This is a genomic window from Thiomicrospira aerophila AL3 (genome assembly GCF_000227665.2).
Classification (GTDB): Bacteria; Pseudomonadota; Gammaproteobacteria; order Thiomicrospirales; family Thiomicrospiraceae; genus Thiomicrospira; species Thiomicrospira aerophila.
This window is the reverse complement of the sequence record NZ_CP007030.1, coordinates 1042249-1054667: the sequence shown is the minus strand read 5'-3', so window position 1 is coordinate 1054667 and position 12419 is coordinate 1042249. Positions and strand designations below refer to the sequence as shown.

Genomic DNA, 12419 nt, shown 5'->3' with positions numbered 1-12419 from the left:
CTTTAAGGGATTCTTCAGTGCGCCTAGCGCGCGATGGTGCTAAAATTTTGCGCATTAGCATTGAACATAGAGATGGGTATGAAACTGCAAGACCTTCCAATGAGCATTACCTGGCTACGGGTTGCGCTCATTCCGCTATTTATATTAATTTATTATTTACCATTTGAAACTGCCCGATTTGTCGCGATGTTGGTGTTTGTCATCGCAGCGTTGACTGACTGGTTAGACGGCTATTTGGCGCGTCGCTTGGATGCCACGTCAAAATTTGGTGCGTTTTTAGACCCGGTTGCCGATAAACTGATAGTCGCTGTCGCCCTGGTTATGGTGGCGGTAGAGTACCAAGACTTACTGATTACCCTTGCTGCTATTGTGATTATTATGCGAGAAGTAGCGGTATCGGCCTTACGTGAGTGGATGGCGCAGCAAAAACTCAGTGATGTCGTGGCGGTATCAAAAATCGGCAAATACAAAACAACCTTTCAACTGGTTGCCCTAGCTATGCTGATTTATGGTGGTAATCTATTCGGGGTGCCTTGGCCAACAATGGGTTTTGGATTGTTAATGTTGGCCGCATTATTGACCTTGTGGTCGTTTGTACAATACAGCATTGCGGCCTGGCCTAAGCTACGTTAACAGGCAAATTGACGATAAAACAATAGCTTGTAAATCGTCGATCGATCTTGAACTATCAGAAGACAAAATTTTGTCATAAAGCTGCAAAATAACGCTTGACCTTTAATGGCCAGCCCCTATAATACGCACCCATAGCGCGGGAATAGCTCAGTTGGTAGAGCACAACCTTGCCAAGGTTGGGGTCGCGAGTTCGAGTCTCGTTTCCCGCTCCAAATATGGCTGAGTGGTAGAATGGCTATACAGCGGATTGCAAATCCGTGGATCTCGGTTCGATTCCGGGCTCAGCCTCCATAGCCACAACAGCTTCAAAAACATGCTGCAAAGCAAGTCATCTGCCCAGGTGGCGAAATTGGTAGACGCAAGGGACTTAAAATCCCTCGCCCGAAAGGGCGTGCCGGTTCGACTCCGGCCCTGGGCACCATCTTATATTTATGATTTTCTTATTTTTTTTCTGATATATTTATTTGTTCTTCTTTATCTCCATATTCGTTTAAGTTTTTTGGTATGCACTTCAGTTGCAATCCCTCCCCCTATATCAAAGCTCCTTGCCTCAAATAAAGCCACTACGCCACTCACTTTATTGTAATACATATTGTTACCCTGGTAGGGGTTTGCTAGCATATGCAATGTATTACATTTGCAAGTGGTTTATTATGCAAACGTCGGTTAGAAAAGTCGCCGCCAAGCCAAAATAACAGTTGAGTGAATTGATAGTGCAATGTGATCTCAAAGCCCCACAAGATGACACGTTAAAAGTCTGGGAAGCCAATGAAGAAGTGGGCAATGAGGTTTGGTAAAGCGTATTTATGATCGCGGTGACATTGTCCGTGTTTGCCTCAACCCGATGGTAGGAAACGAAACCCAAGGTGACTTCTTCCCCTGTATTGTCCTTTCACCCAAAGCCTTTAATGCACTCGGCCTCGCTATGGTTGCCCCGACTACCCAAGTTGGAAACTTTGCTCGCCACCAAGGGTTTGCCGTGCCGCTATCCGGTATGCAGACGCAAGGGGTTGTGCTGGTGAATGGGATAAAAAGCCTCGATCTAAGCACGCGCCAAGCGAAATATATTGAAACCGCTAATCAAGTCATTATTGACGAATGCCTAGCTAGGCTTCATGCGATTTTGGACTAAAAATAGGAACACTATGAACCCTAACACGGCCACTACGCCTGAAGAATTAATGCGTTCGCGTTATGCGGCGTTTGAGCGTAAGGACTTTGATTATTTAGTAATGACTGAAACCAACCCCGAGCCTATGGATGCAGACACAAAAGTTTGGTTGGCTAGTCTGACCTGGTGTCGGCTGGAGATTATCAGTGCCCAGGGTCAGCAGGTTGAATTTAACGCCTATCACCTTGAACAGGGCGTGCCTTATTGTTTGCATGAGCGCAGTGACTTCGTGCAAAATGCACAAGGGCAGTGGTTGTATGATAAAGGTGAAGTTGAAAGGATCAAGTTGACTATAGGGCGTAATGATCCTTGTATCTGTCAATCGGGTAAGAAATTTAAAAAATGTTGTGGGGCATAAAATGAACACTATAAAAAAGAACACTATGTTTAAGCCGTTACTTGCCAGCATGTTGTTGGTTTTTTTAGTCGGTTGTGCCACCTATCCATTGAACATGAATAAAGCTGAGTGGGAGGCATTAACTCCCGCTCAGCAATTACAAGCGCGAGAGCAGCAAGCCTTGTTGGATCAGGCTCGTGCCGAGCAGCGAACCGCCGAAGCGAGAGCGCGCGAGCAGGAAATTGAAAAAGAACGTATTGCCTGGGAGGTACGTCGTCAAGAAGCCCGTTATGGTGATCATTTGCAATGCGTGATCAGCGATGTGCAACTGCGTAACGGTGATAACTGGCAACGCATTCATCCTTTTGCTCTGGACTTATTGATTGGCGAGCGCGCAGACATTAATTTAGATGAGTTTCGGGATGATCGGCGCAGTCGCAGCCATCGAGCGCAAGCACAGTTTGACGGTCAGACCCTAAGTCTATGCTCATCAGCGCATGGTTTAGACTGTGTTCGTGTGTTAGGCAATTTTAGTGATTATCATCGCGGCTTTGAACAGGCGTTTAACCAACCTAACTGGTTAAAAGGTTCAGCACGCTGCCAGTTTGTGCCCAAGCGCCGCTAATATCAGCTTAATTGTGCAGTTTTTTTGTAATGTACCGATCTGATTTGCAGGTCTTTTTAAGATATGTTGTCATGTACATGCAACGATTAATAATTAAGGAGACCTATGATTCATCGATTGTTTACCGTTATCGCTTTAAGTTTAATTACCGTTTTTCCGATCAAGTCCTTGGCTAATGCTGCTTTAACTGATGTGCCCGAACAAATTCCAAGCCAAACCCCTACAGCCGCGCCAACGGATCTGCAACTGGAGCAATTTTTAACAAGCTTGTTTAAGATTGAAGACCTGCATAATCACTATCAACAAACTCTTGCGGAAAAGCCGGTTGAGGAGATTACCGAGCAGTTGTTAGCGGAGGTGCATGACGCTTTTAATGAAGAAGCGACCGATATTATCAAGGCCCAGGGTTTAACACTGCCTGTGTATTCAGAAATGTTGAACCTGATGGAAAATGATCCGCATTTTTTGGCTCGTGTGCAGCGCAAAGCGGATGAAATGCACTAGTCGAGTTACAACATACATGATCACTGTTTTCGGTCTGCTGCTTTAACACAACAGACACACAACAAACGGCCAGCAGGCCTGCTCATTCTCTTATTCTTAAAAGCCTAAAAACTCACCGCTGTTTGTGCTATAAATAACAGAATAAGGGAATTTACTATTAATGAATAAAGCCTATCTGTTGTTAGCACTCTTGCTGTTACTGATGTTAATGGCGTTGTTCCCGCTAGATTCCGCCACCTATCCCTCGTTACTATTCAGCCTCGCGTTACTGGCTTGGTTAGCCTACTCATTCAACTATTCTTGGCTACGCTTGCGGCGTCAGGCTATTTTAACTCTTACCGTTCATGCCACGAGTGGTTGGCAGGTTTTTGTTAATAGTCTATTGCTCAAAGCGGTAGCCTTAATTCTCAGTGTGACAGGCGCATTCGGTGGGCTTTGGGTGGTCACAGGCTTGGGCCGCGTCGGTAATTTGGTATTCATAGACTGGGGTGTGCTCATTAGCAGTGTGTTTAGCTTTATGGCTATTTATGCCTGGTTAAATAATAAGAGTCGTGTGCATCTTAAAACGGGCTTTAATTTTGTGCTACTTTGGCCGACTTTTTGGTTGAACTTGCTTGTGATGTTGTTGCTCTATGTCGTTGTTTTTGTTTGTTTTGCTGAGATACCTAACTATACCACACAAAGTTGGTCAAGTTTGTTTGCACAAGCCCAAGTTGGCATCAATACTGAGATTACAAGTTTGGCTTGGTTGTTAGCGTTCGATAGCGCAACCAGTCAATATCTCTATGGCATAGTGCAACGCGCCAGTTTAGCCGCAGCGGATGATGCACAGGCTATTTCATTTGGTGTGCAAGGCCTGTTTTGGTTAGCCTTGTTGGTGTGGAATGGGCTTAAATTTGCCTTGGTTTGGTCCGTGTTGCTGGGGTTGGTGACCTATATTGCCCAAGTACAAAGTGATCAAACTGTTAAAAGTGCAACAGCAAAAGGCTTTGCTTTAGGCTTTAGTTTAACCTTAGCAAGCTTGTTTGCAGTTTATTTTATGTTAAATCAGTTTAATGCGGGTGGTGTGATACAAACCATTATGTCACCACTGCAAAAAGTTATCCCTGCTTTAGAACCCGCTTGCTCAGACGCGCGCCAAACTGTCCAACGCGATAACATTCAAGCTGACATAAATGTGCAACTGACTGAACAACAGCAAATGATTCAGGCTGAATTAGATGCAGAAATCGACCGCATTGTGACGACCTTGTTTGATCATCCTGAGATTAAGGCAGGGGTTGAGCAGTTTTTGGATTGGAATTTTAGTATTGCCGGTTCCTATGTGCAGTTATTTTTCAAAGGTGCGGAGTTGGTTGATCAAGCGGGCTTAGAAGATTTTATCGCTAGCAAGTTTAACGACACCGCAGGCCTGGCTATCGAACGGGTGGTGAATGATGAATTAAGTCAGCTCGATCAATTGTTTTTAGCCCGCGCGACTCAGCTAGTCACTGAGATTGAGTTGTCGGCCAACACGCGCCAAAGTCGCTGTTTTAACCTAGATGGATTCGAGCTAAATGTTGATCAATTGACCTCGGGTTATGCCGGAGGCGGCGGCATTGCGGCGATGATTACCGCGCGATTATCTGCACGGATTGCCGCCCAAGTGGGCACGCGTATGGCCTCTCAATTGGCGGCACGGGTCGCCGCAAAAACCGCTGCCAAAACAGCGGGGCGCACGGCGAGTATTGGCGCAGGGGCTGGCGCTGCCGCCATTGCTTTGGGGCCTTGTGCGGCAACAGGGCCGGGCGTAGGTTTGTGTGCAGGTGCGGTTGGAATTGGCGTGGGTATTGCATCCTGGTTAGCGGTGGATCTTGCGGTGGTGCGGGTCGATGAGCTGATGAACCGCGATGACATGCGTGACTTTATTTATGCCACCTTACAAGCACAACAAACCCTACTCACAACAGAACTAAAAGACAGCTATGCCAGCCAATTAGCAGGCCTGGTAACCGAGATTGAACAGGAAAGCTTTCGGGTTTTGGAGTTGGTGCGGTAACAATAGCTTAGAATATCACCATGATTAAACTTCTTCACACTGCAGATTGGCATTTAGGCCGCGTGCTTCATCATCATTCGTTATTGGCTGATCAGGCGCATGTTTTAAACCAGATTATGGATTATGCCGTTGCGCATCAGGTCGATGCGGTACTGGTGGCGGGTGATATTTATGACCGCTCGATGCCGCTCGCTGATGCGGTGCGCTTGCTTAATCAAACCATTAACCGTTTTGCCGAGTTGGCGATTCCGCTGATTATGATTAGCGGTAACCATGATAGTGCCGAGCGCTTAGGCTTTGCCGCCACACAATTGCATAAAACCGGCTTACATATCCTCACTGATATCCAACATGTAGCCGAGCCGGTATGGCTGCGCAAGGCCGACACCGCGCTGCAAATCTTTGGCATTCCTTTTGCCGACCCCGAGCGAGTTCGGCATGTGTTTAATCAGTCGGTTACGGATTATGATGCCGCCCACAATCTGCTGCTAGACCAGGTGAAAGCCGCGCGTGACCCCCATTTTCCGGCGCTGCTCATGTCGCATTGTTTTGTTGATGGCGCGGATACCTCTGAGTCGGAAAAAACCCTATCGGTCGGAGGATCGGATCGGGTGTCTTATGAGCCGATGCTCGCGTTTGATTATGTGGCTTTGGGGCATTTACACAGTCCGCAGTCAAAGGGGGCGTCTCACATTCGTTATGCGGGTTCACCGCTTAAATACAGCTTTTCCGAGCATTTACATAAAAAAGGCGTTACCTTGCTGTCCTTTAATTCAGCAGGCCTGGTGGCACAGGCGCATTTGCCGTTACAGCCCTTGCGTGAAATGCGCGTGCTCGAAGGCACCTTAAATGTTTTATTGGCGCAAGGTCAGCAGGATCCGCAACGCGACGATTACATTATGGTGCGCTTAACCGATACGACAGCCTTGCTTGATCCGATGGGGCGCTTACGCGAAGTCTATCCCAATGTGCTGCATCTGGAAAAACGCTTGTTGCAAACCGAGCCATTAGCGCAGGCTAACCCCAACCATATCAAACTTGATGCCGCGCAACTCGTTCGCGACTTTTACGCCCAAATTCAAGGCGAACCGCTGACGGACGCGCAGTCCGACATTATTAATGCCACGCTGACTAAACTCTTGCAACCCAATCAAGATAACTCGCTATGAAACCTCGTTACTTAAAAATTCAAGCCTTTGGTCCCTTTGCCCAGACTGAAACAATCGACTTTAGCCGTTTAGGTCATAATCCATTATTTTTAATTAACGGCACGACCGGTTCGGGTAAAAGCACGCTGTTAGATGCCATGACTTTTGCGCTTTATGGCGATACCACTGGCAAAGAGCGTGATGCCAGTGATATGCGCTGCCAATACGCAGCGGCTGATTTACCTACCGAGGTGGAGTTTAGTTTTGAGCTGGGAAATACGCACTATCGGGTTATGCGCAAACCGGTACAACGCCGGCCAAAATCTCGCGGCGAGGGCTTTACCGAACAGGCCGCAGAAGGTTTTTTATATGCTACCGATGCCAGCGGGCAAACCCGCTTGTTAGTCGATAAAAAGGTTAAAGAATTGACCGAGCGGGTCGTGGCGTTGATCGGGTTAGATTCAGAGCAATTTCGTCAAGTAATGGTGTTGCCGCAAGGCTTGTTTCGCAAACTGTTATTGGCGGAATCAAAAGACCGCGAACCTATTTTAAGTAAGTTGTTTCAAACCCATTTATACAAACAGTTAGAAGACAGCATCAAGGCGCAGGCGGCCCAGGTGCGTCAACAAAAAGACGCGCAACGCCAACAACTGATGGGGATTTTGCAGACGGTGGATTGTCGCGATAAAGAAGAGTTAGTGCAGCAAAGCCAGCAGATTGAGCAGGCGATTGTTACGTTTCAGCCCGAATATGATCAAGCGGCGCAGGCTTTAAAACATCATGAGCAGGCGCTCGAGGCGGCGCAAGCCTTAGGCAAACGTTTTGCGCAGCGTGATGAGTTGGTTGCACAGTATCAGCAGCATCTGCAAGGTGAACCGGGTATAGCGCAATTAAGACGACAAAGTCGCCAAGCGCAAGCGGTAGAGAAAGCTTATCCTTTTTATAGTGCGCTCCAGCAGGTTAAGCAGGCGCTGAACGATAGCCAGCTTAAAATGAGCCAGGATGATCAGGCATTAGCGCAGGCACAAGCCGATTTAGTCACCGCAAATACGGCTTTGCGGCAAGCGGAAACCGCCTACCAAGCGCGTGATGGCTTAACTCAGCAACTGCATCAACTTGAACAACTGCGGCCTAAAATCACCCAATTGGATGAGGCGACGGCACAACTCACTCAATTAGAGCGCCAGGCGCAGCAGGAACGGCAAGCCCGTGATCAATCGAAAAACCAGCTTGAGGCCTTGCTTGAGCGGCAGCAAATGCTTGAGAAACGCATTACACAGCTTAATCAAAGCCTGCCTGATCAAGTAGCCTTAACCCAACAACACCATAATTTGCAGGCCTTGATGACGCAATACCAGGCCTGGTCTAAGTTAACGCAAAAACGCCAGCAACGCGTGGCCGACTCGACTGACAAACAACAATTACTCAATGACGCGAAAGCAGCCCTGCAGCAGGCACAACACCGACTTAATCAGCTTGAATACGCTTGGCATTTGGGGCAGGCGGCGATTTTAGCGCAAACGCTACAGCCTCAGCAGGCTTGCCCAGTCTGTGGAAGCGTGACCCATCCGCAACCGGCACAATGGCAGCAGGACATTACACCAGTTGAACAAGCGGATTTAACTCAAGCCAAAGATCAATTGAGCAGGGCGCTGCAGGCCTGCTCCGCAGCCGAAATCGCGTTAACCGATTGCCAAACAGCCATCACGGCGTTGGATGAACAACTCGCTGAGTTGCTCGCCTTGAGCCCCCAACTGCCGAGCCTCGATAATGCGCAACTCATCGCACAACAGCAGCAGCTAACCCAGGCGTTAGAAGACGCCGAAACCCTACAGCAACATCTCCATGAGTTTAAGCAGCAATTGCCAACGCTGGTTGCCCAAGTGCAACCGGCACAGCGTGCGGTTGATTCGGCTAACCAGGCCTGGCATCAAACCCAAACTGAGCTGGCCTTGGCACAACAAAGCTTAACCAGTTTGCAGCAACAGATTCCCGATGACTATCGCGCGCCAGGCCTGCTAACAGCACAAATAGCCCAGTTGCACCAGCAACGAGAGCAACTGCAACAGGATTTAAACAACGCCCAAACTCAGCAAGCCCAACAGCAAAAAACGGTCACCATGCTGACCCAGCGCTTAGCATCGCAGCACGCGCATCAGCAAACCTTAGTTACCCAGCATCAACAAGCGCAAGCCGATTGGCTGGCTGCGGTGGCAGCGAGCGAGTTTAGCGATGAAGCAGAATTGTTAGCCGCTCGGGTAGCGGAAAGCACTTACCAGGCCTGGTTAGCTGAGATCCATCGTTTTGAGCAAGCTGAAGCCAAATATTGCGGGGGCATTGAGCAGTTGAATCTTGAGTTAGCAGGCATGAGCGTGCCTGATCTAAATCAATTGACCGAGCAGCTAGCTCATCAGCAACAGATTTTTAATCAGCATAAAAAACAATGGGATGATTTACAGCTTAACCAAGCAAAACTGCACAGTGCGCAACAACAACTGCAGCGCCTAGAGCAAAAAAGTCAGGCTTTGGAGGCAGAGTATCAGGTCATCGGCACGCTGAGTGAAGTGTTAAGTGGCGATAATCAGGCCAAAATTAGTTTGCAGCGCTTTGTGCTGGGGGTATTGCTGGATGATGTGTTAGCGACGGCAACCCTGCGTTTGCGCGCGATGACTAAAGGTCGTTATGAGTTGCTGCGAAAAGATGCCCGCAATAAGGGTACCAAAGCATCTGGGTTGGATTTAGAGGTGTTTGATAGCTATACCGGGCAAAGTCGTCCGGTGGCGACCTTATCAGGCGGGGAGTCGTTTTTAGCCGCGCTGGCGTTGGCCCTAGCCTTGTCCGATGTGGTGCAGGCTTATGCCGGCGGGATTAAATTAGACACCTTGTTTATTGATGAAGGCTTTGGCAGTTTAGACCCTGACTCCTTAGAGTTGGCGATAGATACGCTGAAAAGTCTGCAAATGAGCGGGCGTACTATCGGGATTATCTCGCATGTACAGGAGCTTAAAGAGCAAATGGCCTTGCGGATTGATGTTGTCGCCAGTGCACAAGGTAGCCAAATTAAACTGGTTGGGTTATGAGTGTGCTAGTCGGTATAAATTTTGCTTGATTAATCAAATTGAATTAGGATAAACCTCTTTTATTTGAGCCGACATTGATGATGCTAGCACACATTCAAACCCTTATTGCCAAAGCGCAAGCATCGCAACACTTAGCCCTGTCTTTTTTATTTTCAAGCATGGATATAGTGCGTCCGCTGCGTAAATTGGTGCATGATTTGCAGTTAGAGCGTGGTTCAACCAGTCTATTACTTATCAATCACCATGCCGATCGCTATGCCACAAAAGTTAACAGCTATCGGGCACAGTTTTTAGCGGATGAAGCCCAGTTTTTAACCGCCGTTAATCAATGGCAGCTCAAGATGGAACAGCACGCGCTGCCGAGTGGGGTTTATGTGCGTTTAGCCCATTTTTTGGAGCGATTGAATCACTTGCAGTCATTGCGTGAACAAATTGATACGCAAACCATTCAAGCCGATCAAGCTATTGAGGCCTTTTCGCAGATTATTAGCGCCGCATTAAGTTTTGTATTTGAGTTAGCGGAGCAGGCCTTGGATGCCGAGATTGCGCGAGCGATGTTAGCGCTATTTAACTTTATGCAGGCCAAAGAATTGGCAGGGCAAGAACGTGCGCTAGGGGTCGTCGCTTTGGGGCTTTCTGAACCCAATAAATTGGCCACCTTAACAGACGCGATTAAAGCGCGTGTTGATCAGCAACAACAAGCCTTTCAGTTGGTGCGAAGCTTTGCCACCGCAAGACAACTCGATCAGTTGGAGCAATTAAAAACGCGACCTTATCGTGCCGACCTAGACAACTGGCGTAAACGGATTGCTCAGCATTGTGCGAGCAATACACCCGCAAGTTTGCCATTAGCTGAGGGCTGGTTTGATTTGATGACCGAGCGGATTGATGGCTTTCAAGCATTAGAAGATGACTTGATAAGCTACTTACAGATTATCAGTGCCAAAAAAATGGCGGTCGAGGATGATCGGTCACTTGCTGAGCCTATTGTTGAAGAAATAGATTCACAAATTAAAACTCAAGTTGATGAAAAAGTGATGCGGATGAAGGGCGTATCGCATTTATTGTTGGCGCAACTCCATGATCAAGCTATGCAATTAGGCACGATTGAAGCGGAATTAATAGTGGCCAAACAAACCCTGCTAGACCGTCGCTTTATAGAGCGCGCCAAGGCGGTGCTGATGGTTGAGCATAAGTATTCAGAACAGCAAGCGCATCAATTTTTACGGGATCAAGCCATGAAGACCGGGATGAAGATGGTGGATTTAGCCAAGCGGCTACTCAAGCAGACTGAAAAATTCTAAACTGGTGCAAATCTAGTAAATTATTATATTACTTTGGTGCATTAAAAGGTAAGTGGTAAAAGAACAATATTTCATTTACACAGGTTCATTAATTTAAGTTATTGAAATTATTTATTATTTTTTTATAAAACTTGAATTGGCATAGAATGTGTTAATATTTTAATTAGAATTGCTTCGCAATTATCTTGGACAAAGGCGTCCATTCCCTTCAGTAAGTTGCTGAAAGGAATGGGCGTTTTTTTTTGCCTCAACCTTGGAGACTATCGACATGAAAAACATGACTGAATTTAACTCAAAAAACACCCTATCAAGACGTGCTTTATTTAAAGGTGCAGGGGCCGCAATGGCTGCATCAGTATTAGGTGCAGGTCCTGCACATCTTATGGCTAGTCCACTAGGTAAGCTTGAAACAACCTCAGCCAAATTAGGGTTTATTGCTTTAACGGATGCTGCGCCCTTGTTTGTGGCATTGGAAAAAGGTTTTTTTGCAAAACATGGCATGACTAATGTCGAAGTACTAAAGCAATCATCTTGGGGCACTACTCGCGATAATTTGGTGTTAGGTTCGGGACGTGGTGGTATTGATGGTGCGCACATTTTAACGCCCATGCCTTATCTAATTAGTTCAGGTGCAGTTACGCCTAATAATATTCCTGTGCCTATGTATATCGTTGCGCGTTTAAATTTGGGTGGCCAGTGTATTTCGGTAGGTCGTGAATATGCCGACTTAAAGGTTGGAGTGGATACCACTGCGTTTAAAACGGCATTGGCTGCTAAACGCAGTGGTGGAGCAACGGTTAATGCGGCTATGACCTTCCCTGGCGGCACTCATGATATGTGGATGCGTTACTGGTTATCTGCAGGTGGCATTAATCCAGATGCTGATATTAATACCATCACTGTTCCGCCTGCTCAAATGGTCGCCAATATGCGTGTTGGTAGCATGGATACTTTCTGTGTCTGTGAACCTTGGAATCAGCAATTAATCAATCAAAATATTGGTTATACCGCGAATACCACCGGCGAGCTTTGGAGTAAACATCCAGAAAAAGCCTTAGGTATGCGTGCCGACTACGTCGATGCGAACCCCAATGCAACGCAAGCGTTAATTATGGCGGTTATGGAAGCGCAAATGTTCTGTGAAGAGCCAGCCAATAAAGAGGAAGTGGCAAGAATTTGTTCACGCCGTCGTTGGATCAATGCACCTTTTGCTGACATTATTGATCGTATGCAAGGGAACTTTGATTATGGTACCGGTCGCGTGGTTGAAAACCATCCAGAGCAAATGTATTACTGGAATAATCAAGCTTCTTATCCATTTAAGAGTCATGATCTATGGTTCTTAACCGAAAACAAACGTTGGGGTTATTTGCCGGTTGACCTGGACAGTGAAGCATTAATCAATCAAGTAAATCGTGAAGATTTGTGGCGACAAGCCGCGGATCGTTTGGGGATTGATAAGTCAGCTATTCCAGAGTCTACATCACGTGGTATTGAAACCTTCTTTGATGGCAAAGTGTTTGATCCGCAAAACCCACAGGCTTATTTAGATAGTCTGGTTATTAAGCGTATTTAATGG

General features: G+C 47.0%; 10 protein-coding genes and 3 tRNA genes. All 13 read left to right on the top strand.

From position 1 onward, the window contains the following. Nucleotides 1-78: 78 nt before the first annotated feature. The 13 genes from pgsA to THIAE_RS04990 all read left to right on the top strand — a co-directional run bounded on the left by pgsA (nt 79) and on the right by THIAE_RS04990 (nt 12416). Nucleotides 79-633: a CDP-diacylglycerol--glycerol-3-phosphate 3-phosphatidyltransferase gene (gene pgsA, locus THIAE_RS05050; protein WP_006460325.1), complete on the top strand. Its 555-nt coding sequence runs from the start codon at nt 79-81 to the stop codon at nt 631-633. Between the two features lie 136 nt (nt 634-769). Further along, nucleotides 770-845: transfer RNA gene (locus THIAE_RS05045), tRNA-Gly, on the top strand. A 5-nt stretch (nt 846-850) separates the two neighbouring features. Further along, a tRNA-Cys gene (locus THIAE_RS05040) sits at nt 851-924 on the top strand. A 43-nt stretch (nt 925-967) separates the two neighbouring features. Beyond that, nucleotides 968-1054: transfer RNA gene (locus tag THIAE_RS05035), tRNA-Leu, on the top strand. A gap of 369 nt (nt 1055-1423) precedes the next feature. Next, a complete protein-coding gene (locus THIAE_RS05030; RefSeq protein ID WP_006460324.1) occupies nt 1424-1765 on the top strand; it encodes a type II toxin-antitoxin system ChpB family toxin in 342 nt (113 codons plus the stop codon). A gap of 13 nt (nt 1766-1778) precedes the next feature. Continuing rightward, nucleotides 1779-2162 carry a YchJ family protein gene (locus THIAE_RS05025; protein ID WP_006460323.1) on the top strand — a complete coding sequence of 128 codons (384 nt, stop codon included), beginning with the start codon at nt 1779-1781 and terminating at the stop codon, nt 2160-2162. A 1-nt stretch (nt 2163) separates the two neighbouring features. Beyond that, nucleotides 2164-2766 carry a hypothetical protein gene (locus THIAE_RS10555; RefSeq protein WP_162147029.1) on the top strand — a complete coding sequence of 201 codons (603 nt, stop codon included), beginning with the start codon at nt 2164-2166 and terminating at the stop codon, nt 2764-2766. Nucleotides 2767-2871: 105 nt separating this feature from the next. Beyond that, nucleotides 2872-3270, top strand: coding sequence for a DUF4168 domain-containing protein (locus THIAE_RS05015; protein WP_006460321.1), 399 nt, complete (start codon nt 2872-2874; stop codon nt 3268-3270). Nucleotides 3271-3430: 160 nt separating this feature from the next. Then, entirely contained in the window at nt 3431-5308 is a 1878-nt protein-coding gene (locus tag THIAE_RS05010; protein ID WP_006460320.1) for a hypothetical protein, read from the top strand. Nucleotides 5309-5328: 20 nt separating this feature from the next. Further along, nucleotides 5329-6477, top strand: a complete 1149-nt coding sequence (locus tag THIAE_RS05005) for an exonuclease SbcCD subunit D (RefSeq protein ID WP_006460319.1) — start codon at nt 5329-5331, stop codon at nt 6475-6477. Next, nucleotides 6474-9536 (top strand): AAA family ATPase, encoded by a 3063-nt coding sequence (locus THIAE_RS05000; RefSeq protein ID WP_006460318.1) that lies wholly within the window; start codon nt 6474-6476, stop codon nt 9534-9536. Before THIAE_RS05005 ends, THIAE_RS05000 begins: the two co-directional genes overlap by 4 nt. Nucleotides 9537-9613: 77 nt before the next feature. Then, nucleotides 9614-10840 (top strand): nitrate- and nitrite sensing domain-containing protein, encoded by a 1227-nt coding sequence (locus THIAE_RS04995; RefSeq protein WP_006460317.1) that lies wholly within the window; start codon nt 9614-9616, stop codon nt 10838-10840. Nucleotides 10841-11108: 268 nt separating this feature from the next. Continuing rightward, entirely contained in the window at nt 11109-12416 is a 1308-nt protein-coding gene (locus tag THIAE_RS04990) for a CmpA/NrtA family ABC transporter substrate-binding protein (RefSeq protein ID WP_006460316.1), read from the top strand. Nucleotides 12417-12419: the final 3 nt, after the last annotated feature.

What these genes read in the sequence shown, in the direction of transcription:
- THIAE_RS05025 (WP_006460323.1), top strand. Translation starts at nt 1,779, where the DNA reads ATGAACCCTAACACGGCCACTACGCCTGAAGAATTAATGCGTTCGCGT.
- THIAE_RS04990 (WP_006460316.1), top strand. Translation starts at nt 11,109, where the DNA reads ATGAAAAACATGACTGAATTTAACTCAAAAAACACCCTATCAAGACGT.
- THIAE_RS05005 (WP_006460319.1), top strand. Translation starts at nt 5,329, where the DNA reads ATGATTAAACTTCTTCACACTGCAGATTGGCATTTAGGCCGCGTGCTT.
- THIAE_RS05000 (WP_006460318.1), top strand. Translation starts at nt 6,474, where the DNA reads ATGAAACCTCGTTACTTAAAAATTCAAGCCTTTGGTCCCTTTGCCCAG.
- pgsA (WP_006460325.1), top strand. Translation starts at nt 79, where the DNA reads ATGAAACTGCAAGACCTTCCAATGAGCATTACCTGGCTACGGGTTGCG.
- THIAE_RS10555 (WP_162147029.1), top strand. Translation starts at nt 2,164, where the DNA reads ATGAACACTATAAAAAAGAACACTATGTTTAAGCCGTTACTTGCCAGC.
- THIAE_RS04995 (WP_006460317.1), top strand. Translation starts at nt 9,614, where the DNA reads ATGATGCTAGCACACATTCAAACCCTTATTGCCAAAGCGCAAGCATCG.
- THIAE_RS05010 (WP_006460320.1), top strand. Translation starts at nt 3,431, where the DNA reads ATGAATAAAGCCTATCTGTTGTTAGCACTCTTGCTGTTACTGATGTTA.
- THIAE_RS05015 (WP_006460321.1), top strand. Translation starts at nt 2,872, where the DNA reads ATGATTCATCGATTGTTTACCGTTATCGCTTTAAGTTTAATTACCGTT.